Genomic DNA, 24,883 nt, shown 5'->3' with positions numbered 1-24,883 from the left:
TGATCATTGTACCGGTCCAAGGAAATTGGTGGAGATCACATCGATCTTTTTGTTGTTACTGTAGATACCGATCTTCAGCAATGTTTTTCTTTCATGGACAATGCTGCGTGGAAGGACGATGAAGAAAGAACCTGTTCCTTCTCCCTGTTCTTTCACCTGTACGGAATGGCCGCCGATGATCTCGATCTGCCCGCTTAGGTTTTCCAGTTTGAGTTGCAGCGGAATGGCATTGGTGGTTTTGTTGGCTACTTTGATATTGTACAGGTTGCTGACGCTGTCGGTTCCACGCTCCTGGTAGAGCATGCCGGGAGTTCTCATAATGGTAGTGTCCACTTCTTTCCGTGTTACCAGGAGGAAGGCGAGCACGGTCACCAACACACCGAGTAACACGGTATAGAGCTTCATCCGGCCGGTATACTGAAGCTTCTCCTTCTTTTGAATACCCTGTTCAGAAGCATAGCGGATAAGGCCCAATGGCTTGTTTATTTTGTCCATGATGGCATTGCAGGCGTCGATGCAGGCAGTGCAGCCAACGCATTCCATTTGCGTACCATTACGGATATCGATCCCTGTGGGACAAACCTTCACGCACTGGAAACAATCGATGCAATCCCCCCGGGACTGTTCCACTTTTTTATTGAATTTTCCCCTGGGCTCCCCGCGTTGATAGTCATAAGCCACAATCATGGAATTCTTATCCAGCAATACGCCCTGTAATCTGCCATAAGGGCAAACCACTGTGCAGGCCTGTTCACGGAAGAAAGCATACACTGCATAGAATACGCCGGAGAAAACGGCAATGGCGATCAGCCCGCCGATATGTTCCGTAACAGGTTCAGTAATGATCTTCCAGAGTTCTTTTACACCGATGATATAGGAAAGAAAGAAATTGGCAATGATGAAAGAACAGATATAGAAAATGATATGTTTACTCACTTTTTTGAAGATCTTCGATCCGGTCCAGGGAGCTTTTGCCAGCATCTTCTGCTGTGCGGCATCGCCTTCGATGAAGTACTCGATCTTCCTGAAGAACATTTCCATGAAAATGGTCTGTGGGCAAACCCATCCGCAGAACAGGCGGCCGAATGCCGCTGTGAACAGCACGATGAAAACAATGAATGTGAGCATCCCCAAACCAAAAATGAAAAAGTCCTGTGGCCAGAACACCTTTCCGAAAAGGATGAATTTCGCTTTTACCACATTGAAGAGGAAAAGCGGTTGTCCATTCACTTCAATGAAAGGAAGTGAAAAGAAAAGTAGAAAAAAGAACCAGCTTACCCAGGTCCGGATATTGTAGAGTTTTCCTTTTGGTTTCTGGGCAAAGACCCATTTTCTTTTTCCAGATTCGTCTACAGTAGCTATCCTGTCGCGGAACGATTCTTTGTTCCCTTTTTCTGTTTTCGATATGTCTTCTTTGTCCACCACTGCCTGTACTTTTGATGTTAGGTATTACTTCGCTGAAACTACCAGGCTGTCTGCTTTTGCTGCAGTACTGTCGGATGCGGCGGCGCCTGATTCCTGGTAAAGCTCTCCCTGTTTCTCTTTCCCATTGGGAGGATTGGTGCCATGCAATGATCTGATGAAGCTGCTCACCTGCGCGATCTGCACAGGGCTCAGGTCTTCTTTCCAGCTTCTCATTCCTTTTTCCGGCCAGCCATATTTGACGGATTTGAAAATATCTGCAATACTGCCGCCATGCAACCAGTAATCGTCGGTGAGGTTGGGGCCTACAGTGCCTTCACCGTCTTTGCCATGGCAGGCTGCGCAGTTCTGGATGAACACTGTTTTGCCTGCATCGAGTGCGCTGGCATCTGTGATTACTTTTACAGTATTCTCGTCCACATTATTAGCTGATCTTTTCAGGTAGGCGGCTTTCTGTTCATCTGCTTTTTGCATCGCGATAGCAAATTCCTGCTGGCTCAGCGGCGCTGTTTCGGATACATGGTAACGCCAGAGGTAAACACCTGCAAAGATGATGGTGCCATAGAAGCCGTAAAGCCACCAGGGTGGGAGCCGGTTGTCCAGCTCGCGGATACCATCGTATTCGTGGTCCATCTCCAGGGCTTTTTCCTGTTCGATGGGTTTGAGTCTGTTGAGCCTTGCCCAGAGCGTTTTCCAGGCTGCCGGCTTTGTAGCATTTTCCTGTTCCGGCGAATGCTGCTTTTTTACGCGGCTGAGGAAACTGCGCAGTTGCCAGAGCAATGCAACGATCACAATTAATTCAATGGCAATCACACCTGTCACCATATAAAATGCTGTTGCTGATAAAGCGCCGAAGCTTTTGGCCTGCACTACCACTGCTGCTGCATCTGCCGGTGCCTCCTGTGCAAGGAGAGGCATACTGAAAAGCAGTGCAACTACAGTGAGTACGGTAGAAGAAACATTGATCTTTTTCTTTTCCGCTTCTATCTCTTTCTCACGTTTGTAATAGTAAGCTGCGGCGCCGGTGAGTACATGCGCCAGCAATATGATGATGAGAAGAAGGATCGCCATGATGATCACGAGCATGGTGACCATTGGATCGCCAATGGAGCTGGGAAGTGGCGGATGATCGTAGCCTTCTCTTGCAAATGAGAAAGTAGTGGCTGCCAGGGCGGGCAACAGCAGGGCCAGTCTTTTGGTCATTGTCATTCTTTTATTTATTGCACTTGATCGGAACATATGGTTGGGTTTAGTCCAGCGGAATTCTGCTGATGTCCTGCAATCTTTTTTTATCGGTCTTCATTACCCAGATCAACACTCCCAGGAAGAACAAGCCGAAAATGATGAAGGAGCTGAGCGGGTAAATGCTTACGCCGGTGATCTTTTCGAGATAGTGTATGAACTTCATGGCCTTTTATTTTTGAATGGTGGTGTTTTGTTGCGCCTTGATGTCTTTCCCCAGTCTTTGCAGGTAAGCGATGAGGGCGATGATCTCCCTGTTGGAAGCGGATTCGATCTTATCGGCCTTGAGGCTGAGCTTGATGAAATTGGCCTGCGTCATCAGGTCCTTGTTGGCTTCTTTATCGAATCCTTCGGGATAAGGCACGCCCATTTTTTGCATGGCCCTGATCTTGGCGGGGGTGGAAGCGGTATCGATGGGCGCATCCAACAGCCATGGATAGGCGGGCATAATAGAGCCGGGGCTCATGATGCGTGGGTCCAGCATATGGTTGTAATGCCAGCTGTCGGGATATTTGCCACCTTCACGCGCGAGGTCCGGACCTGTTCTCTTGGAGCCCCACTGGAAGGGGTGATCATACACGAACTCTCCTGCCTTTGAATATTCTCCATAGCGGGCCACTTCATCGCGGAAAGGACGGATCATTTGTGAGTGACAGGTGTAGCAACCTTCGCGGACGTAGATATCGCGGCCCTGCAATTCAAGCGGGGTATAGGGTTTCACACTGCTGATGGTAGGCACATTCGATTTCACCAGGAAAGTGGGGATGATTTCCAGTGCCCCGCCGATAGCTACTACAATAAGGCTCATAACGAGCATGGTCATGGGCTTTCTCTCTATCCACCTGTGCCAGTATTCGCGAACGGGTGAATGTTCCTTTACCATAGGAGCTGCTTCAGCAGCCTCATTGGCGATGAATTTTCCCTGTTTAACGGTCTTGTATAAGTTGTACACCATCAGGAAGGCGCCGATCAGGTAGAGGCCGCCACCGATGCTGCGGGTAACATACATGGGGATGATATGGGTAACGGTTTCGAGGAACTGGAACTTCAGTTGCCCTTCTTCAGTGAAGGTCTTCCACATCTGTGCCTGTGCGAAACCTGCCCAGTATAACGGAATGGCATATACGATAATTCCGATAGTGCCTAGCCAGAAATGGTTATTGGCCAGTTTCCTGGAGTGGATCTGTGTACCGTACATTTTAGGGATGATGTAGTAGAGGATACCGAAGGCCATGAAACCATTCCAGCCGAGACCACCGATGTGAACGTGTGCGATGGTCCAGTCTGAAAAGTGGGAGATGGCGTTCACGCTCTTCAAACTCATCATCGGGCCTTCGAATGTGGCCATACCATAGCAGGTTACTGCCACCACAAAGAATTTCAGCACGGGATCTTCCCTCACTTTGTCCCATGCGCCGCGGAGGGTGAACAATCCGTTCAGCATTCCGCCCCATGATGGCGCGATGAGCATGATGGAGAATACCACACCGAGGCTCTGCGCCCAGTCGGGCAGCGCAGTATAGAGCAGGTGGTGCGGACCAGCCCAGATATAAATGAAGATCAGCGCCCAGAAGTGAATAATGGAAAGACGGTAAGAATATACCGGCCTGTTGGCGGCCTTTGGCAGGAAATAGTACATCAGACCAAGAATGGGCGTGGTAAGGAAGAAGGCCACGGCATTGTGACCATACCACCACTGCACCAGTGCATCTTGCACGCCTGCATACCAGCTATAGCTCTTCATGAAGCTCACCGGTAATTCGATGGAGTTGACTATGTGCAGCATCGCCACGGTAACCCAGGTAGCGATGTAGAACCAGATGGCAACATAGAGGTGTTTTTCCCTTCTTTTGATGATGGTGCCGAACATGTTGATGCCGAAGATCACCCACACCAATGTGATGGCGATATCGATCGGCCATTCCAGTTCCGCATATTCCTTGCCGGTAGTGTAACCGAGTAATAATGTGAGCGCTGCAGCCACGATGATGCCCTGCCATCCCCAGAAATGGATATAGCTGAGCTTATCGCTGTACATGCGGGATTTACAGAGTCGTTGCAGGGAATAGTAAACGCCGGTGAAGATACAGTTGCCCACGAATGCGAAGATCACGGCATTGGTATGCACCGGGCGTAGTCTTCCGAATGTAGTGGGCGCTAAGTTCAGCGAGGCCGAAGGAGCATAGATCTGGATGGCTGCCCAAAGTCCCGCGATCATACCTACAACGCCCCAGAGCAGGGTAGCATAACCGAACCATTTCACAATCTTGTTGTCGTAATAAAATTTTTCTGGCTGCATAACAATTTAGTTTCAGGATCTGAGAGGCTGTTTTTTTTATAGTTTTTCGGAATCTGTTGGAGGTTTATCGTCGAAGAGTATACGTAGTGGGGGGGAGAACTCATCATCGTATTGTTTGTCTTTTACACTCCAGCAAAAGGCTGCCAGAAATACTGCTGCGATACTAACGCTGGCGATGATTAGGATTATGATCACACTCATATTGTCGGATTGATGGTCAAAAGTACCAGTGCGGGGATGAGCGGGAAATGATTACACTTATATGACAAAATGATTCTAATCAGGTGTGATGAAACTATCAGTGTGTGGCCAGTCACTCGCCTCTGGCGAGTGACTTTTATTTAGTCGCCTCCGGCGACGCGGTGTTCGCCGGAGGCGAACAAACAGAAGGCACTCGCCAGAGGCGAGCGACTGGCCACACGCTGAGTAATTACAGCTTCCAGCGTTGGGCTAACAGGTTACTACAACCGAAAGTGAGCGTAACGATGCTCAGACTGCTGGCGGGCATGAGGATAGCCGCGATCAATGGAGAAAGTACACCCTGAACGGCAAAGAAGATACCGATGATATTGTACAGAATGCTCAGTACAAAGCTGGCGATCACAATATTTTTATTGGCCCGGCAAAGCCTGATGAAGAGCGGGAGTTTGGGCAACTGCGCTGCTTCGAGGATGGCATCGCTGGCGGGTGTGAAATTATTGCTGTCTTCCGTGATGGCGATGCCCACATTGCTCTGGCGAAGTGCGCCGGCATCGTTGAGGCCGTCGCCGATCATCATTACGGTATTTCCTTTGAGTTGTTGCTGGTGAATGAAGTTCAGTTTGTCTTCCGGTTGTTGCCGGAAAAGCAACAGCGCCTCTTCGCCCATCAGCTGTTGCAGATAAGGGCGTTCAGCGCTGTTGTCGCCGGAGAGTACTGAGAGTTTATGGTGCTTGCCCAGTTCCTGTACCAGTTGGGGAACACATTCGCGATAACGGTTCCTCACACGGAAGAATCCGTAGAACTCACCGTCCACCGCAAGAAAAACGGAAGAGCCGGTATTCTCTTTTTCAGGCATACCGGTCACATGTTTTGATGAACCCAGTGTGATCATTTGTGCATTCACGTAAGCTTCCACACCTTTTCCAGGCACTTCCCTGAATCCTTCCACACGCATATTGCTTTTGACATTGAAGTATTGTGCAATGGCCTTGCTCAGCGGGTGAATGCTTTGTGCGGCAAGGGCCGTCACAGCCTGTTGCAAAGCCAGTGATAATGGCCTTCCTTCGTATTCCACATCCTGTTCGCGGGTGGTGGTAAGCGTTCCTGTTTTATCGAAAACGATACTGTTGGCGTTGGCGATCTCTTCGATGGCCTGTGCGCCGCGCAGGTAAAAGCGATTGCGTCCGAGGATCCTCAATACATTCCCGTTGGTGAAACTGTTGCTGAGTAATAAAGCACATGGACAGGCCACTATCAGCACAGCAGTGATCACATTCCACAGTTTGCTGCTATCGGTAACACCCCAATAGATGGCCGCCAGCGCTGCAATGCTGAAAACGATCACCGTGAACCACCTGCTCAGCAGGTGTACAAAGGAAACGCCTTTTTCACGGGACGACTGTTTGAATTCATCCCGGAGCCAGAGTTTGGTGAGATAACCCTGCGCCACTTCCTTGATCACCAGCAGTTCGATGGCATTGCCGGTTTGCTTGCCGCCTGCATAGAGGAGCTCGCCCATCTCTTTCTGAACAGGAATGGATTCTCCTGTCACAAAGCTGTAATCCACGGCTGCCTTGCCTTTGGTGAGGATGCCATCGGCAGGGATCAACTCCTGTGAATGGATCAGCAGGGTATCGCCGGGTTTGATATCGGGGAGGGACGTGGGGACCTCTTTACCGTCCTTGATAACGGTGACGGCTATGGGAAAATAAGAGGTGTAATCGCGTTCGAAGCTCAGTTGCTGATAAGTTTTGTCTTGCAAGATCCTGCCCAGCAGCATAAAGAAAACGATGCCGCTCATGGAGTCGAAATAGCCTGCCCCGGTGCCGCTGATCACTTCGTATATACTTCTAACGAATGTAACCAGCACAGCCAGTGCAATTGGCGCATCGATATTGAGGAAACGGTGTTTGATGCCGCTCCACGCAGCAGCAAAAAAAGGTTGTGCGCTGAAAAAGAAGACCGGCAGGGCCAGGACCAGGTTGAGTGTGCGGAACACCTGCTGGAGGCTTCTTTCAGCGTCTTCCAGTCCCAGGTATTCCGGGAAACTGAGCAGCATGATATTGGCGAAAGAGAAACCGGCCACACCCAGTTGATAGATCATTCTTTTTTTTATCCGGGGTGGCTGGTGTTGCAGATCATGTAAGCTGATATACGGTTCGTATCCTATATTATTGAGCAGTTCCGCTGTTTCGCGGAGATTTACAAGGCGCTGGTCGTAAACGATACTCACTTCCTTCCTGGTGAAATTTACGCGGGCGGAGATGATGCCATCATTGAGTTTGTGCAGGTTCTCCAGGAGATAGAGGCAGCTGCTGCAGTGGATCTGGGGAAGATAGAATGTAACATGTGTTTGTTTTTCATCTTCAAAACTGATCAGTTGCTGTTTTATCTTTTCATCTTCCAGGAAGGCGAATTTATCTTGCCGCGACTGGATGCGCTGATTGGCGCCGGGTTGCTGATTGAGATCGTAATATTCACAAAGACCATTTTGGTTGAGCAACCGGAACACCATCCTGCAGCCTTCACAGCAGAAAGGTTTATTGTCTGCCATGATCTTTTCATTGGCGCAGGTTTCGCCGCAGTGATAACAAACGATCTGTGAACCGGTTACTGTTGTTGCCATGCCTGGGATTTAGCGCTGCTAAAGTAGGAGCGCATCAGTAGCTGATCTTTGATCCCACTCACCTAAAATCCTGATTTTTGTCATATATAGTATATGATAGCGGTTATGTAGTAATTTTAGCCTCATGAAAACGATATTGGTAATTGATGATAATACGGAGATTCGCGAGAACACGGCCGAGATCCTGACACTGGCTGGCTACCAGACCTACACTGCGGAAAATGGCAAGCGTGGCGTTGAGATCGCAGGCCGCGAAAAGCCTGATCTCATTGTATGCGATATCATGATGCCCGAACTGGACGGCTACGGTGTACTCCACCTGCTGAAGAACAGACCGGAAACTGAAAATATCCCGTTCATCTTCCTCACTGCCAAAACGGAGCGCGGTGATTTCCGCAAAGGAATGGAACTGGGCGCCGATGATTATATCACCAAGCCCTTCGATGATATCGAATTGCTGAAGGCCATCGAGATCCGGCTGAAAAAACTCAATATCATCCAGGCCCAATATGCGCAAGGCGAACAGGGCGCCAACGAACTCCTGAAAGAACTGAAAGGCTCAGGCCTCTTCACCCTCGATCCCAACGAATACGACAGCGATCGGATCCCCAAAAAAAGTATCGTTTACCACGAAGGCAAGCGTCCAAAATTCCTCTATCATCTGAAAAGTGGAAAAATCAAAACTTTCCGCATACATGAAGATGGAAAAGAATATATCACCAATCTCTACAGCGCCGGCGATTATCTTGGCCATGTGGCCCTGCTGGAAAACTCCAGCTATGATGACACGGCCGAAGTACTGGAAGAAGCGGAAGTGGTAATGATCCCCAGGGAAGATTTCGTTACTGCCGTATTCAATGATATGAATATCGCCACCCGCTTCATCAAACTGATCTCCCGTGATGTGAAAGAAAAAGAAGAACGCCTGCTCCGACTGGCCTACGACTCCCTGCGCAAGCGGGTTGCCAAAGCGCTGGTGGACATCCAGCAGAAATTCAATCTCAATGCTGATCAGCAGGCCATCGATATCCCCCGTGAAGACATAGCTCAATATGTAGGCACGGCCACCGAAAGCCTGATCCGCACGCTGAGCGACTTCAAATCGGAAAAGCTGATCGAGATCCGCGAAGGAAAGATCAGGATCCTGCAGGCCGAAAAACTCCGCAACCTCTTGTTCTAAAAATTATATTTTTGCCGCATGGTTTTACTCCAGGTATCCGGCATTCACAAGAAGAACGAAAGAGGCTTTGAATTGAAGGACGTCAGTTTCAGTCAGCAATGGTATCAGCAGATCGCCATCGCCGGCGAAACGGGCTCCGGGAAGTCCACGCTGCTGCGCATCATTGCCGGGCTGGCGCAACAGGATGCCGGAGAAGTGATCTACGATGGCAAAAAAGTTCCCGGTCCCAACGACCAGCTGATCCCCGGTCATCCCAAGATCGCTTATCTCTCCCAGCAATTTGAACTGCCTCATTATCTCCGCGTGGAGCAGGTGCTGGAATATGCCAACAAACTCACGCAACGTTCCGCCGAACAATTGTTCCAGATCTGCCGGATCACGCACCTGCTGAAACGCAGAACGGACCAGCTTTCCGGTGGCGAGCAGCAACGTATTGCCATTGCCCGCCTGCTGATCGGCTCCCCGGGCCTGCTTCTGCTGGATGAGCCCTATTCCAATACAGACATGATCCACAAGCAACTGCTGAAAGCCATCATCGAAGATATCAGTGAGCAGTTGAAGATCAGTATCATCATGGTAACGCATGATCCCGTTGATGCGCTCAGCTGGGCCGATGAGATCCTGCTTATGCGTGATGGCCGCATCATCCAGCATGGCATGCCCAAAGAAGTATACCGTCATCCTGTAGACAATTATGCAGCCGGCCTCCTCGGCAAATACAATGTATGGGAAGACAAGAACGGCGTTCAGCGCATCGTTCGTCCTGAAGACCTGGTGCTTTCCCGCAAGCATATCAGTGATGTAAAAGGCACAGTGCAGCATATCATCTTCTGCGGCAGCTACTATGACGTTGAAGTATACACGGATACGCGCATGTTCACTTCGCGCATGATGAACCTCACCATTGAAGAAGGCGATATCGTTACTGTGAGCCCCGTTGAAGGCCTCAAATAATTATGCTCTTCCTTGTGAACTTCTTTGTAGCGCAAAAGCTGTGAGCGCAAAAGCTGGTATGATCACCGGCTGGAAAACAAACCAGCGCTTGTGGGGATCTATTGGGCTTTTGATTGGTGAGATGGAACGGTGGTAATTCTATTGAGATTCATCGCTTATGTTTTCAAGGCCGGCTTATCATACCAGCGTTTTGCGCAGCAAGATGCACAGGGCTGGGCCGTAAAGCAGCAATGGAGGCCATCTTACAATGAAGTGCCCACAGAATTTTCACAATTTTCTTCATCGCGCCTTCAACTGGTTCCTTATGCAAATCATCAAGCCTGCTGCGCCGACTATCTGATGCGCATTAATTTTATCCTGTAGCAAATCATCTCAGATTGCAAAGTTGGGTTTCCTTACGGCTTAGCCCTGTGCATCGTGATGTGCAAAACGCTGGTATGATAAGCCGGCCTTGAAAACATAAGCGAAGAAGCCCGGCTCTGCCCCAAAGCTCACTCCCATGCACAACCGCTCATCTAACATTCTCCCGCGCCGGTTTGTTTTCCAGCCGGTGATCATACCAGCTTTTGCACCTCCAGCTTTTGCACGGCCAGACATAAAGGAAACCCGCCACCAGCAAGCGCCAATGACGGGTATGGGTCGATGATAAATAACTAAGTGTTATGCACTGCAGGTAACGCAGCCTTCTTCCATGGTGCAGGTGGGGCCCTGTGCTTCCACGTCGTTGGCGCCTTCGATCACCTTGAGCGAGTGCTTGTCTGTGAGCGGCTCCACCATCTTTCCACCTTGTTTTTCAACAGTGAACTGAACGGCCTGAGTGGCGGCTTTTGTACGGAGATAGTACATGCCCGTTTTGAGACCGCGCTTCCAGGCATAGAAGTGCATGGAAGTGAGTTTGCCGTTGGTGGGCGTATCCACGAACAGGTTGAGGGATTGGCTCTGGCAGATATAAGCGCCGCGGTCGGCTGCCATATCGATCAGGTTGCGTTGTTTGATCTCCCAAACTGTTTTATAGATCTCTTTGATATTATCGGGAATGCCATCGATCTTCTGAATGGACCCATTGTGCGCGATGATCCTGTTCTTCATGTCATCGTTCCAAAGGTTCAGTTCGATGAGGTCTTTCAGCAGGTGCTTGTTCACTACCACGAATTCTCCGCTCAGTACACGACGCACATAGATATTGCTGGTGTAGGGCTCGAAGCATTCGTTGTTGCCGAGGATCTGCGAAGTGGATGCAGTAGGCATGGGAGCAACGAGCAGGGAGTTGCGAACGCCATGTTTCATCACTTCCGCTTTGAGGCTATACCAGTCCCAGCGAAGGGATGGTTCAACACCCCACATATCGAACTGGAACTGTCCTTTGGAAGCGGGTGAGCCGGCAAAGGTCTCGTAGGCGCCTTCTACTTTGGCCAGGTCCTTGGAGGCGGTCATGGCAGCGAAATAGATGGTTTCGAAAATGTCTTTGTTGAGTTGTTTGGCTTCATCGCTTTCGAATGGCATGCGGAGCAGGATGAATACATCGGCCAGGCCCTGAACACCAAGACCGATGGGTCTGTGGCGGAGGTTGGAAGTCTCAGCTTCCTTTACAGGGTAATAGTTATAGTCGATGATCTTGTTGAGGTTCTTTGTTGCCTCGTAAGTGATCTCGTAAAGTTTGTTATGATCGAACTGGCCATCGATCACAAAGCGGGGCAGTGCGAGGGAGGCGAGATTACAAACCGCTACTTCATCGGGAGAGGTGTATTCCAGGATCTCGGTGCAGAGGTTGGAGCTCTTAATGGTGCCGAGGTTTTGCTGGTTGGATTTTCGGTTGGCGGAATCCTTGTACAGCAGGTAAGGCGTACCGGTTTCGATCTGTGCGTCCAGGATGGCGAACCAGAGGTCCTGCGCTTTAACGGTCCTGCGCATACGCTTTTCCTGCTCGTATTGATTGTACAGTTTTTCGAATTCGTCGCCCCAGCATTCGTGGAGGCCGGGCGCTTCGTGGGGACAGAAAAGGCTCCAGTCGCCGTTCTCTTCCACACGTTTCATGAAGAGGTCAGGGATCCAGAGGGCATAGAAGAGGTCGCGTGCGCGGAGTTCTTCTTTACCGTGGTTCTTACGGAGGTCGAGGAATTCGAAAACGTCTGCATGCCAGGGTTCGAGGTAGATGGCGAATGCGCCTTTGCGTTTACCGCCGCCCTGGTCTACGTAGCGGGCAGTGTCGTTGTATACACGCAGCATGGGGATGATGCCGTTGCTGGTGCCGTTGGTGCCGCCGATATAGGAGCCTGTGGCGCGGATGCCATGGATAGAAAGACCAATACCACCAGCGCTCTGGGAGATCTTGGCTGTTTGTTTGAGGGTGTCGTAGATGCCGTCGATGCTATCGTCCTTCATGGTGAGGAGGAAGCAGGAGCTCATCTGTGGTTTGGGTGTACCTGCATTGAAGAGGGTGGGCGTGGCGTGTGTGAACCAGCGTTCGCTCATCATATGGTAGGTTTTGATAGCGGCGTCGATATCCTGTTTGTGGATACCGAGAGCCACGCGCATGTACATATGCTGCGGGCGTTCTGCTACTTTACCATCTACTTTGAGGAGATATGATTTCTCGAGGGTTTTGAAACCAAAGTAATCGAAAGCATAATCGCGGTCGTAGATAATGGTGGAGTCCAGCAGTTCATGGTGTTGCTGTATCACAGCCCATACATCGTCTGCGAGGAGTGGCGCGGCTTTGCCGGCTTTGGCGTCCCTGCATTCATAGAGGAGCTTCATGGTATCGGAGAAGCTCTTGATGGTATTCTTGTGCAGGTTGCTGATGGCGATGCGGCTGGCGAGCAGTGCATAGTCCGGGTGCTTCACGGTGAGTGAGGCGGCAGTCTCTGCAGCGAGATTGTCCAGTTCTGTGGTGGTAACGCCATCGTATAATCCTTCGATCACTTTCTTGGCCACATCGATGGAGTTCACAAACCGTCTGTCCAGACCATAGCAGAGTTTTTCAACGCGTGCCGTGATCTTATCGAATTTGACGGATTCTTTTTTTCCGTTCCTTTTAACTACAAACATGTGCTGAGGTATTAATGGTGGTAGTAAGTATGGTTAGTTTATGAGAGGTAATGCTTAGAAATCTTCATCCAGGGAAAAGGAGTTGTTTTCTTTGTTGCCTCCCATTACACCGGCTTTCTGGTAATCACCCACACGTTTTTCGAAGAAGTTGGTTTTGCCTTCGAGTGAGATCATTTCCATAAAGTCGAATGGGTTGTTGGCGTTGAACATCTTTTCACATCCCAGTTCCATGAGCCAGCGGTCTGCCACAAATTCGATGTATTGCTGCATGAGGCGGGCGTTCATGCCGATGAGGTCAACGGGCAGCGCGTCTGTGATGAACTCTTTTTCGATGCGTACAGCGTCTCCGATGATCTTGTACACCTGTTCTTTGGGAAGCTGGTTGCTGAGCATACTGTAAAGAAGGCAGGCGAACTCGCAGTGAAGACCTTCATCGCGACTGATCAGTTCATTGGAGAAAGTGAGGCCCGGCATGAGGCCGCGTTTCTTCATCCAGAAAATGGAGCAGAAGGAGCCGGAGAAGAAGATGCCTTCTACGGCGGCGAATGCTACCAGTCTTTCCGCAAAGGAGCCGTTCTCGATCCAGCGGAGCGCCCATTCGGCTTTCTTTTTCACGGCGGGTACTGTATCGATGGCATGGAAGAGATGGTGTTTTTCCTGTGGATCTTTCACATATGTATCGATCAGAAGGGCATAGGTTTCAGAGTGGATATTTTCCATCATGATCTGGAAGCCATAGAAGCAGCGTGCTTCGGGCAGTTGCACTTCAGACATGAAGTTGACGGCCAGGTTTTCGTTCACGATGCCATCACTGGCTGCGAAGAATGCCAATACATGGGAGATGAAATGACGCTCTCCGTCGTTCAGGCCAGCCCAGTCTTTCAGGTCTCCACTCAGATCGATCTCCTCAGCCGTCCAGAAACTGGCTTCATGCTTCTTGTACATTTCCCAGACTTTGGGATAGTTGATGGGAAGGATCACAAATCTGTCTTTGTTCTCCTGTAAAAGAATTTCGTTTTCGTGTTGCATACTATCGCTTTTTAATTCACATTTAATTTCGCAGGAGGGTAAGTGACAGCGATAATATGCCCACTACTTCATTCCTGGAATAAAGTACAGGCATCTATCATAGTTATGCATTTACCTTTTATGCGAAGGATTCAGCACAGGTTATACCGGCAGGTATTCTGACTTGTTTGTAGTCCGCTTTTTGAGGGCGGTGAACTTACAGTTGCGCAACAGTCCATGAGTTACACATGGTTCCCCTGAAATCTCCCGGAGGCTGCGAGCAGGTCCGGGAACCGGTACAAATTGCGTACAAGAGCTGACTGCAAACGTAGTATCCGGTGGAGCGTTTTCCAATTTAACTTAATCACAGGGTGTGTATAATTAATGGGGATGATTTGAAAGTGCAGGAATGATACGGCTTACGTCCGGCAAGGGTTTGCTAGTTGCAGAAGTATAACGGGTTTGGGGAGGATGATAGCCGGGAATGCCCGTTGGGATTGAAATGACGGACATAAAATGATAAATGGAAACCCTTAATGAGCTGCAGGAAATTTGATTGTTTGATAAAATTGGAAAATTTGTTGAACAGAAGTTGATATAACGGTTATCAATATACGATATCTGCGTACGTGTTTATAGCGATTACAAACCTTTTCATTGCTCATCCCGGCTGGTTTGCGGAAATTCCAGCTCTACCTTGTTTTTGGCATTTCGCAACCGGTTGTTACGTGTCTTGCGGACGCATTCAAAAAAATATTGATAAGTTCCGCCGTAAGACTAACGATCGTTACCTACTTTTGAATTGCCAAACAGATCCTGTCATCAGACAACCATTTTTTTCAGATGAAAACAACCAGCAGTATTCTCTTACTTCATGAAGTAGGTATTCATGACATCGACCTGGTCGGTGGCAAGAATGCTTCCCTGGGCGAGATGCTACAAAACCTAACCAATCTTGGTGTAAACATTCCCGGAGGTTTTGTCATCACAGTGAACGCCTACAATGAGTTTATCAAATTCAATAATCTCGACTCCACCATCCGGGCGCTGGTGAAGGAGATCGATTACAACAACGTGGAATCGCTTCGCCGCGCAGGATTGCAGGTCCGCAACCTGGTGCGAAACTCCAAATTCCCTCCGGAACTGGGGCAGCAGATTATCGAAGCTTATTACACACTCTCTGCAAAGTATGATCAGCAGGGTACAGATGTGGCTGTGCGTTCCTCTGCTACTGCGGAAGACCTGCCAGATGCTTCTTTCGCTGGTCAGCAGGAAACTTATCTCAACGTACGCGGACCAGCCGCGCTCATCGATGCAGTTCGTAACTGCTTTGCATCACTCTTTACAGACCGCGCTATCAGCTATCGCGAAACTTTCAAGTACGATCACTTCTCCGTGGGCCTTTCCGTTTGCGTGCAGAAAATGGTCCGTTCAGACCTTGGAAGCTCCGGCGTTGCTTTTTCGCTCGATACCGAAAGCGGTTTCAAAGATGTGATCGTGATCAACGGTTCCTACGGACTTGGTGAGATGGTAGTTCAGGGAAGTGTATCCCCCGATGAATTCATCGTGTTCAAACCCACGCTGGAAAAAGGATACAAATCCATCATCGAGAAAAAGCTCGGCGTAAAGGACCAGAAGATGGTATACGGCGATGATCCTGATGAGCGTGTACGTATCATCCCTACGGAACGTTCTGCCCAGTACCGTTTTTGTCTTTCCGATGAAAATATCCTGAAGCTCGCCGGATGGGTGGCCATCATCGAGCAGTACTACAGCAAGATCAAGAACCACTGGTGCCCTATGGACGTGGAATGGGCGCTGGACGGACTTTCACAGGAACTCTTCATTGTGCAGGCCCGCCCGGAAACCATTCACTCGCGCAAACAACACAATACCATCACAGAATATGTGATGAAGAACAAACCTGAAAATGCCAAACCCATCGTAAAAGGAATTGCCGTTGGCGATAAGATCGGCTCCGGCAAGGTCAGCATCATGTTCTCACTCGACAAGCGTGTGGAAGAAGGTCATGAATTTAAGGAAGGCGATGTTCTGGTAACTGATATGACGGACCCCGACTGGGAACCGATCATGAAGAAAGCATCGGCCATTGTTACCAATAAAGGTGGAAGAACCTGTCATGCGGCTATTGTTGCACGTGAGATGGGCGTTCCGGCCATCGTTGGTTGCGGCAATGCCACCGATATCCTCCAGGAAGGGCAGGCCATCACTGTCTCCTGCGCCGAAGGCGATGAAGGGTTGGTGTACGACGGAAAACTCGATTACGAGATCAACGAAACTTCTCTCGACGATCTTCCGCAAACGGATACTGCCCTCATGCTGAACGTGGCTTCACCAGCACTTGCATTCCGTTTTTCGCATATTCCGAACCGTGGCGTAGGACTGGCGCGCGAAGAGTTCATCATCAACAATTATATCGGCGTTCACCCGCTGGCATTGTTGCAGCACAAAGAGCTGAATGATCCCGAGCTCACACGCACCATCGAAAAACTCACCAAAGGATACGCCAACGAAGAGGAGTTCTTCATCAGGAAACTTTCCTATGGTATCGCCAAGATCGCTTCGGCCTTCTATCCCAATAAAGTGATCGTTCGGTTCTCCGATTTCAAGAGCAATGAGTACTTCAACCTGCTCGGCGGTAAACATTTCGAACCACATGAGGAGAACCCGATGATCGGATGGCGCGGCGCTTCCCGCTACTACTCCGAGAGCTACAAACCCGCATTCGGACTGGAATGTAAAGCCATTCAGCGCGTTCGCGAGGAAATGGGCCTCTCGAATGTGGTAGTGATGATCCCATTCTGCAGAACGGTTTCGGAACTGCTGAAAGTGAAGGAAACGATGAAAGAATTCGGACTGGTGCAGGGTAAGGATGGACTGGAAATCTACCTCATGGCAGAGCTTCCTTCCAATATCCTTATGGCGAGGGAATTTGCGCAGCATATCGATGGTTTCTCCATCGGCTCCAATGACCTCACCCAACTCACGCTGGGCCTTGACCGCGATTCCGCCCTCGTGGCGCATCTCTACGATGAACGCAATGATGCTGTAAAAAGAATGATCAGCATGCTCATAGACACCGCCAAAGAATGTAAAGTGAAAGTGGGCATCTGCGGACAGGGACCTTCAGACTTCCCTGATTTTGCACAGTTCCTGGTGGAAAGGGGGATCGATAGTATCTCCGTTACGCCGGACTCCGTGATCAAAACCATCAAAGCTATCAGCGCCATCGAAGCGAAAGCAGTGGTTGCGCAATAAGCGAATCATACAATAATGTACAAAACCCCGTAGCAATGGCTATGGGGTTTTTACTTTTTCATCAGCGTGTTGCCAGTCTGACTTGTATTTAGTCGCCTCCGGCGACGCGGTGTTCGCCGGAGGCGAGCGACTGGCAACACCCTGCTCTAATCATACTTTCTTCCTTTACTGTACAGGAATTCCCGGAAAGAAAAACGGAAGCTCAGTTGCACAAACGTTTCTTTGATCAGGTTATTGGCAACGGTGCCCCTGCGGCCCGCTTCCAGCGCCAGTCCATAACTCATCTTGCCACTCAGGTATCCGCCATATCCTATGGTGGCGCCCACTTCATCGATTGGCGTATTGTTCACGCGCAGATAGCTCCTGTTGAAATATCCGCCAACCTGCATATAACTTTTCTCGAATTTCATATTCCATTGTTCCACTATGTTGGACATCTGCACGCCTGCAGCGATCCTGTAGGAATTGATGGTGCTCCAGTTGGAACCACGTACACGGTTAGCCGCCCAGTCCTGGTAGGTATAATCCACGGTATAAGTGGTCCGGCCTTTACTGGTAAGCGCCAGTCCCAGATCGAAAGTCATGGGCAATGTGAAATGATCTTTGGCAATCACTTCCTCGTTGCGAATGACAGTATTACCTTGTTCTATTTTTACACTTTTTTCCCTGTCAAGATCTGTTTTGGCCGAGAATTTTCCACCCAGTGCATACTGCCAGCTCTTACCCAGTTTGCCGGAGTAAATAGCGCCGTATTCGAATCTGAATTTGTTGTAATAATCCTTTCTTTTGGTTTCGATGGGGTCCTCTGCATAGGCAGTTTGTAAAGATTCTGTCTGGTTCACAGATCCGGTGAGCAGTGATGTACGAACTCCCAGCGCCAGATGCTTGCCTGCATTGATAGCATTGTTCCAGCTGACGCTGTAAACGCCGCCGTCTCCTTCATACAATGCATCATAGGTTTCTGTTGAGCCTTCGATATTGAGTTTGGAACGATAGGAATAATTCACGTAGCTGTAGGGCATAAGACTGACGCCTGAGGTCCAGAATTTATTCAGTTTGATAGCCACCGAAAAATTCTTGATGAAGATATCGCGGCCTGTATTATTATCGCTGGTGATGGAATTACCAGCATAGCTAACAGTTTTACCAACAAAAGTGGCATTGCCCAGTAATACGCTTCTTTCCAGTCCGGCAATGGAAGCCGGGTTCTTGTTAAGCAGGTGGAATGGGTTGCTCATGAGGGCTGTACCTGCATTGGCAATGCCCGCTGTTTTATCGTAATACCTGTGCTCGATATCCCCGATGCCATAAGTGGAGTAGGGGGAGTTGATGCTTTGCGCCTGTGAAGCAACAACAATTAAAGAAAATATAGTTAGTACAATAATTCTGTATTGCATAATCAGTTTATTCAGTAGTGGTCAAAAGCGTGAGTTTGAGTTGGGAGGTATACTGTTGGTTCTGCCTGTTACCGATCACTGCCCGGTTGAGGCGGGTGGCGGAACCTGGACTTTCTTCCAGCGCAAACATGCCCATTTCCGCACTGTTGTTCAATGAGAGCAGGTAGGAGATATAATGTGTGATATCAAAACTGTAATTGGTATTCATTCTGTATGCCTCATCGATGTAAGGAGTAGCAGATAGTGTGTTCTGCCCCGTTACATCAGTCATCTGGTCTCCGATGATATTGGTGGCATTTGTCTGCGCCATGTTAAGGCTGGAGCAAAGTGGAAAAGTGTACTGTTCGAAACTTCCTTCTATAGGTTTCAGCACCAGGATTGCCTGCAGTAATTTAATGGTCTTGCCGAGGGTCTTGATGTCCTGCAGGCTGGGGAATTTCACTTTGAGCATTACGCCTGTGCCTGTTTGTGAAAATGCAAAAGGATGTGTTTCATCAGGAAAATATTCTTCCTGTCCGTCGTTCTTTTTTTCCAGCGGGGTGCCGGTCCTGTTGATGAGGATCTGGTTGAACTGGTATTCATTGCGGGTGAGGTAGAAGTCGATAGTATGTTTTTCGAAATACGGCCAGGTGGTATGATAGTGCATGCGCATCACCGTAGCGCTGTCTGTTTTGAACGAATACACGGCGCCGTTATCACCTGCATTGCTTTTGATGGTGATGCCCTTGAAATAGTTGAGCCAGGAATCCACGTCCTGAAAAGCAGCATCTTTATCCCGTATTTTCTGGAACATTTCCGATCCTTTATCATCCCTGATCTTCAATTCCAGCGAATCCCTGGCCGGGCTGATCGTCCGGTTCACTGTGGAAAGGGCAGGAGGCAACCAGCCAAAGCTGCTGGTATTCCAGATCCTGTTTGAATAGGTATAGTCCGCCTGTTCCGACATTTCAAACGCAGTGAAAGAAATTGGTTTTGAAGTATCGCCATACCATGAATTATTTGGTTTCAGTACCAGCACCAGCGAATCATACACTGCATCGTCCGGAATTTCCGCATTTTGTGCAGCGGCTGGTAATCCAAGCTGGAAGAAGGTTTGGGCGATGGTTGGCCCCATGATCGGATCTTCCGTTCTGCCTACGAAAAGCACAGTGGTCCCCGAAGTGGGGAATGAGTCCAGCACAACCGTAGAAAGAAAAGGTGTAAAAGTATCCACTGTAATGAGCCTCGTAAAACTATCCTGCATTCCGGTCCCGAACTGTATTTCTTTTTTCTGGCAAGCCACAATACCCAACCCGCAAAAAACAATGAGCCAACAAATATTGCGAGGGGTGTAAATATGCGTGATCATTCCTGGGTTGTTCATTTGTGCGCAATATATCCGCCACCATTTGGTGCATTTTGTTATTATATATCAGCCCCGCAATTAAATCGGCAGAATTCCATTTTCTATCTCCGAATTCACACCCGGCCACTATCTCCTGCCTCATTCCCAACCCTCACTAATTAACCACCTGCTCAAAAAAAAATGATCATTTACTCTTACTGTCGCACCCGTTCCCTCTTCCCCCTCTCAAGAATGAAATCGACTAAAAGGGTGATTTTTCTTTCGCCTTTTCAGAGTGCCATGCAAAGAAGTGGGTGGGTTTGTGCGGGCCTTCGAAACAAAAGCTCCACAGCATATCTCAGCACCACCGCCCATCCCACCAACCACCGCCCAATAAATAAAAAAAAGCGTTGGTTTGTTTCACAGCCCGCACAAACCCACCCCTTCTTTGCCCGCCCATAAAAGACAAAATCACCCTTTTAGTCGATTTCATTCCACCCTCCATCTATTTTATCATATTGTTTGCGCCCCACCCAGATACTTTGTGCAAAATTTATTCAAATGAAACATCCGGTTTTCCTGATCATTCTTTCTTCTCTGTTCATGCTATCTGCCTGCTCCAAAAACAGCTCCGACGATGATTCCGACCTGGTCGGTAACTGGGTGCGCAGCGAAGATTTCAGGGGTGATCCCAGGAGTGAAGCGGTTTCATTTGTGATAGGCAACAAAGCGTATGTGGGAACAGGGCTTTTTGCAACGAATGCCCAGTACAGCAATAAGTTTTACAGACTGGACCTCGACTTCGGCTACTGGGAACCAGTGGCCGACTTTCCCGGCGAGATGCGCCGTGGTGCTGTGGCTTTTGCTGTTGGGGGTAAAGCCTATATAGCCTGCGGATTCAATGGCCCCGCCAATAAAATGCTGAATGATTTCTGGGAATATGATCCGGCGCTCGACAAATGGACAGAGCTCGATCCCTTCCCCGGGGATCCCCGTCGCAATGCAGTGGCATTTACGGTTAATGATAAAGGTTATATCGCTACCGGATACAATACCAGCGCCATGTCTGATTGCTGGGAGTTCAATCCTTCTGATAAAAGCTGGACGGAAAAAGCCAGTATTCGCGGACGAAAACGTTCACAGGCCGTGGCTTTTGTCATAAATGGCAAAGCCTATGTATGCAGTGGTAACAATAATGGCGAAGCATTGAATGATTTGCAATCGTTTGATCCAACCGGCAACAGCGGACAGGGCGCCTGGACTGATCTCCGCAAGCTCACTAATGTAAGTGACGAAAGTTATGACGATGATTATGCCAATATTGCCCGTTACGGAGCAGTAGCTTTCACCATGGGAACAAAAGTGTACCTGGCTACAGGCCGCGCCGGATCACTGATCTCTGATACCTGGGAGTATGATGCCACCAATGATCTCTGGACAAAGAAAACATCCTTCGAAGGAACTGCCCGCGAAGGTGCTGTAGGCTTCACACTGAAAGACAGGGGTTTTCTGCTCACCGGCCGCAGCGGCTCCGAGATCTTCGACAATATGTTCGAGTTAAAACCATTTGATGAACAGGACGACAACGACAACTATTAAACCGTAATTGTTATAGTTAAGATAAAATAGCCGGTTTGCGAGGCGCTGCAATGTTTTGCATGCAGCGCCTCGCTAATTTGGCGGCTCAATTAAACAATGAGAAAAGACAGTGCGCTGGATGTTTTTGCCTACGTGTTAGGATTCAAACCCGCTAAAACGGTGGTGCATCGTCTGCTTATCATTTCTTTGCATATCCTGGGATGGGGGCTTTTCCTCACGCTGCCTTTGCTGATCTACCGCATCGAGATCCTCGATACTTTTTTCCTGTACAGGGAAGTGATCAACAAAGTGTTCCTTATTCTTCTTTTCTATTTTCATTATTATTTTCTCATTCCAAGATTCTTTCAGAAAAAACAATATGGAAAATATTTCCTTACCATACTCGGTTGCTTGCTCGTGATCTGCCTGCAGCAACTGGTGGTGGAATCTTTCATTCAATACAAGTTCCGGAAACAGGCTGGAATGGTGATCAGAACAGGGCCCAATCGTTTCTTTCATCGTCTTTCCCCCGTTGGTAAAATGCAACTGGCGCCAATGGTAGGCTCTGTTACAGTGAACAGGGATACCACTGTGATCAGAAGAGTAGGGCCTGATGGAAGCTTCGTGGAAAATATAGAATACAGGAAATCCACCGACCAGGAGAAAGATACTGTGGTAGTGCTGACCACGCGCACTGTTCCTGCAGGTGATCAAAGCCGTGAACGCTTTGTTGAACGCAGTTTTTCTCTGGGAATCCCCGCCATGCCAATGGGGCGAACACTGGCCATTGCCGGCGATATGCCTGTGATGAAACTGTTTGGATCGGAAATTCCACTGATGGCTTTGCCCATGTTGCTGATGGACACACTTACTTCAGCCGTCATCATTCTGCTGATCAGCGGATTCATCAAGCTGGCCAATTCACTGCTCATCAGTGAAAAACAGAAGAAAGTACTGGAAACGGAAAGACTGAATGCCGAGCTCAGTTTTCTTAAACTGCAGATCAATCCGCATTTCCTTTTCAATACCCTCAACAGCATCTATTCACAGGCGCATCTAAAATCGGAACAAACAGAATACTCCATCCTGAAGTTCAGCCAGATCATGCGTTATGTGCTGTATGATACCAGTACCGAAAAGATCACACTCAGGAAAGATCTTGAATATATCAGCAACTATATCGATCTCCAAAAACTTCGATTATCCAAAAACGTTACAGTCAGGTATAATGTTACCGGCCATACTGATAACCTGTTGATTGCACCATTGCTCCTTATCACTTATATCGAAAATGCATTTAAACATGGCGTGAGTTATACCATTCCTTCCGAGATCAGGATCAACATAGATGTGATCGGCAATAGCCTGCTGCTCACAGTTTCCAATGCCATCACCTCTTCGCGCCAGACGGGGTATGAAGGGGTGGGACTGATCAATGCAAAAAGAAGGCTGGATGTTTTATATCCCGGCAGATACCTGCTGGATGTGGTAGACAATAAATCCCTCTACATTGTTAACCTCAAAATCGAATTGGACCATGAAAATTAATTGCCTCATCATCGATGATGAACCCTGGGCGCTGGACCTGATGGAAGACTTTATTCAGAAGATCCCCTATCTCAGGCTGGTGGCCAGGTGTGAGGGGCCCATGGCAGCAAGGCCGTATTTCGACAAGGAAGAGATCGATCTCATTTTCCTGGACATCAGGATGCCTGATCTTTCCGGGATCCAGTTCCTCAAAACACTTCCAAGGAAACCGTCAGTGATCTTCGTTACGGCCTACAATGAATTTGCAGTGGAAGGATTTGAACTGGATGCTATCGATTACCTGCTGAAACCTGTACCGTTCGACAGGTTGGTAGGCGCAGTGAGCAAGGCATATGAATATATCAGCTTCCGCAAGAACAACCGGCAGTTGAACTCCAATGAAGATTTCATTTTTATCAAAACCTCCCACAAGATCCAGAAGATCTTTTACGAGGACATTATCTATCTCGAAGGCCTGAAAGATTACACGCGTATCCATCTTTCCGGTAGCAGAAAGCCCATCGTAACTTTACAAAGCCTGAAGTACTTCGAAAGCCGTTTGCCTTCCACCGGCTTTATCCGCATCCACCGCTCCTATATTGTTTCCCTCCGTAAACTGGATACGGTCAGCCGGAAAACTGTATTTCTCGGAGAAACAGAACTCCCCTGCAGTGAGCATTACCGCAATATTTTATATACTTTGATCGGGGAAAATTTATAAGAACTGGCGGGTTTCCATTTTTCTACGAATTGGTTTTTGTATTGATATGTTAAAAACCTGATCCGGCCTGCATTTAAAATGCCACAGGGATGCATTTTTTTTCAGGATACCGTACATTTGCCAGGGTCCAAATAGTAAAAATCCAGCATTGCTCTGTATAATCCCAGGGCAATTTTATTTCAGGTATCCCGTTGATAGAAAAATATGCGGAAGTAGCACGCATGATTTTTTACCCTAAAAAATGGAATGAGTCCATGCAAAAACCAAGGAAGAAGTTAAGGCTGGCCACATTGGTTAGGGCCACAGTGTTGGGCGTTCTGATTGTATTACACTGGTCATTCGTACCTTTCACAACAGATGGAACTGCATCAACCCCTTTATCTAAAAAGATTTTCTTTGCTCCGAGCCCCATTGGAAGTATCGAGTACCATGCCATTGCCTGGTCCCTTTCCAAAATGGCGGTGTATGATAGCCTGCATCTCGAAGAGCAGGGACTGAGCCGAACAGTTTTCCAGATGGCGCTTAATGGAATGGAAAAACTGAAGAAGACCGGCCTCATCCGCGATAATATCCTCTCTATAGCAGATTTCTCCAAGCCAAGCAGCGAAAAACGCCTGTTTGTGATCGACCTCAATAATTATCAGGTACTTTTCCATAGCCTGGTGGCCCATGGGAACCGCTCCGGAAGAGAGTCCGCAAATGTATTCTCCAACAAGCCCAGAAGTAATGCCAGCAGTTTGGGTTTCTATGTAACCGGTCAAACCTATCGCGGCAGTAATGGCTATTCCCTGAAATTACAGGGGATGGAAAAAGGTATCAATGATGCTGCTTTCCGCAGGGCCATTGTGGTGCATGGCGCCGATTATGTATCGGACTCATGGATCAACAGCCGGGGTTATATTGGAAGAAGCCAGGGTTGTCCGGCAGTGCCGACAGATATCAGCCGTCCGTTGATAGACGAGATCAAAGATGGAACAGTGCTGTTTATCTACCATCCCACATCCGCTTATATTTCCCGTTCAAAGTTGGTGCGTTGATCAGGCATAATGTGCTGAGTTATTCACATCCGCATACTGC

17 protein-coding genes and 1 riboswitch are annotated in these 24,883 nt (G+C 48.7%); of the genes, 7 read left to right on the top strand and 10 right to left on the bottom strand.

The genetic code is table 11. The annotated features are described in order from the left end of the window. Nucleotides 1-3: 3 nt before the first annotated feature. The 6 genes from ccoG to D9Y29_RS06115 all read right to left on the bottom strand — a co-directional run bounded on the left by ccoG (nt 4) and on the right by D9Y29_RS06115 (nt 7,790). Complete coding sequence (gene ccoG, locus D9Y29_RS06140) at nt 4-1,425, bottom strand: cytochrome c oxidase accessory protein CcoG (RefSeq protein WP_241237858.1); 1,422 nt, start codon at nt 1,423-1,425, stop codon at nt 4-6. A gap of 24 nt (nt 1,426-1,449) precedes the next feature. Then, nucleotides 1,450-2,625 (bottom strand): cbb3-type cytochrome c oxidase N-terminal domain-containing protein, encoded by a 1,176-nt coding sequence (locus D9Y29_RS06135; protein WP_164735286.1) that lies wholly within the window; start codon nt 2,623-2,625, stop codon nt 1,450-1,452. 46 nt (nt 2,626-2,671) lie between these two features. Then, complete coding sequence (locus D9Y29_RS06130) at nt 2,672-2,830, bottom strand: CcoQ/FixQ family Cbb3-type cytochrome c oxidase assembly chaperone (protein WP_127126094.1); 159 nt, start codon at nt 2,828-2,830, stop codon at nt 2,672-2,674. A gap of 6 nt (nt 2,831-2,836) precedes the next feature. Further along, nucleotides 2,837-4,963 carry a cytochrome-c oxidase, cbb3-type subunit I gene (ccoN, locus tag D9Y29_RS06125; protein ID WP_127126092.1) on the bottom strand — a complete coding sequence of 709 codons (2,127 nt, stop codon included), beginning with the start codon at nt 4,961-4,963 and terminating at the stop codon, nt 2,837-2,839. A 36-nt stretch (nt 4,964-4,999) separates the two neighbouring features. After that, nucleotides 5,000-5,164 (bottom strand): cbb3-type cytochrome oxidase assembly protein CcoS, encoded by a 165-nt coding sequence (gene ccoS, locus D9Y29_RS06120; RefSeq protein ID WP_127126090.1) that lies wholly within the window; start codon nt 5,162-5,164, stop codon nt 5,000-5,002. A gap of 229 nt (nt 5,165-5,393) precedes the next feature. Next, nucleotides 5,394-7,790: a heavy metal translocating P-type ATPase gene (locus D9Y29_RS06115; protein ID WP_127126088.1), complete on the bottom strand. Its 2,397-nt coding sequence runs from the start codon at nt 7,788-7,790 to the stop codon at nt 5,394-5,396. Nucleotides 7,791-7,914: 124 nt separating this feature from the next. Here D9Y29_RS06115 and D9Y29_RS06110 point away from each other — a divergent pair, with 124 nt between their 5' ends. Both D9Y29_RS06110 and D9Y29_RS06105 read left to right on the top strand, forming a co-directional pair. Continuing rightward, complete coding sequence (locus D9Y29_RS06110) at nt 7,915-8,970, top strand: response regulator (RefSeq protein ID WP_127126086.1); 1,056 nt, start codon at nt 7,915-7,917, stop codon at nt 8,968-8,970. Nucleotides 8,971-8,988: 18 nt separating this feature from the next. Next, complete coding sequence (locus D9Y29_RS06105) at nt 8,989-9,924, top strand: ABC transporter ATP-binding protein (protein WP_127126084.1); 936 nt, start codon at nt 8,989-8,991, stop codon at nt 9,922-9,924. Nucleotides 9,925-10,584: 660 nt separating this feature from the next. On the opposite strand, the gene D9Y29_RS06100 is transcribed toward D9Y29_RS06105, so the two are convergent. Together D9Y29_RS06100 and D9Y29_RS06095 are read right to left on the bottom strand one after the other, a co-directional pair. After that, the gene (locus D9Y29_RS06100) at nt 10,585-12,972 is read right to left on the bottom strand and encodes a ribonucleoside-diphosphate reductase subunit alpha (protein WP_127126082.1); all 2,388 of its coding nucleotides are present in this window, start codon (nt 12,970-12,972) and stop codon (nt 10,585-10,587) included. A 54-nt stretch (nt 12,973-13,026) separates the two neighbouring features. Continuing rightward, the gene (locus D9Y29_RS06095; protein ID WP_127126080.1) at nt 13,027-14,001 is read right to left on the bottom strand and encodes a ribonucleoside-diphosphate reductase small subunit; all 975 of its coding nucleotides are present in this window, start codon (nt 13,999-14,001) and stop codon (nt 13,027-13,029) included. Between the two features lie 131 nt (nt 14,002-14,132). After that, a riboswitch (cobalamin riboswitch) is annotated at nt 14,133-14,293 on the bottom strand. A gap of 530 nt (nt 14,294-14,823) precedes the next feature. Here D9Y29_RS06095 and ppsA point away from each other — a divergent pair. Then, complete coding sequence (gene ppsA, locus D9Y29_RS06090; protein WP_127126078.1) at nt 14,824-17,259, top strand: phosphoenolpyruvate synthase; 2,436 nt, start codon at nt 14,824-14,826, stop codon at nt 17,257-17,259. A 146-nt stretch (nt 17,260-17,405) separates the two neighbouring features. Here ppsA and bamG read toward each other — a convergent pair whose 3' ends face one another. Both bamG and D9Y29_RS06080 read right to left on the bottom strand, forming a co-directional pair. Further along, entirely contained in the window at nt 17,406-18,656 is a 1,251-nt protein-coding gene (gene bamG / locus D9Y29_RS06085; RefSeq protein ID WP_127126076.1) for a BamG family beta-barrel-assembly machinery protein, read from the bottom strand. Between the two features lie 7 nt (nt 18,657-18,663). Then, nucleotides 18,664-19,899: a DUF4270 family protein gene (locus tag D9Y29_RS06080; RefSeq protein ID WP_164735285.1), complete on the bottom strand. Its 1,236-nt coding sequence runs from the start codon at nt 19,897-19,899 to the stop codon at nt 18,664-18,666. A 642-nt stretch (nt 19,900-20,541) separates the two neighbouring features. On the opposite strand from D9Y29_RS06080, the gene D9Y29_RS06075 reads away from it, so the two are divergent. From D9Y29_RS06075 to D9Y29_RS06060, 4 genes are all read left to right on the top strand, one after another. Beyond that, on the top strand, nt 20,542-21,579 hold the full coding sequence (locus D9Y29_RS06075) for a Kelch repeat-containing protein (protein ID WP_127126072.1): 1,038 nt from the start codon (nt 20,542-20,544) through the stop codon (nt 21,577-21,579). 96 nt (nt 21,580-21,675) lie between these two features. Beyond that, nucleotides 21,676-23,106: a sensor histidine kinase gene (locus D9Y29_RS06070; protein WP_127126070.1), complete on the top strand. Its 1,431-nt coding sequence runs from the start codon at nt 21,676-21,678 to the stop codon at nt 23,104-23,106. Further along, nucleotides 23,096-23,806, top strand: coding sequence for a LytR/AlgR family response regulator transcription factor (locus tag D9Y29_RS06065; RefSeq protein WP_127126068.1), 711 nt, complete (start codon nt 23,096-23,098; stop codon nt 23,804-23,806). Before D9Y29_RS06070 ends, D9Y29_RS06065 begins: the two co-directional genes overlap by 11 nt. 254 nt (nt 23,807-24,060) lie before the next feature. Next, nucleotides 24,061-24,843 carry a murein L,D-transpeptidase catalytic domain family protein gene (locus D9Y29_RS06060; protein WP_127126066.1) on the top strand — a complete coding sequence of 261 codons (783 nt, stop codon included), beginning with the start codon at nt 24,061-24,063 and terminating at the stop codon, nt 24,841-24,843. Nucleotides 24,844-24,883 lie beyond the last annotated feature (40 nt).

Origin of the sequence: Pseudoflavitalea rhizosphaerae (genome assembly GCF_003991355.1) — a bacterium.
GTDB lineage: Bacteria > Bacteroidota > Bacteroidia > Chitinophagales > Chitinophagaceae > Pseudobacter > Pseudobacter rhizosphaerae.
This window is presented reverse-complemented; position numbering and strand designations above follow the sequence as displayed.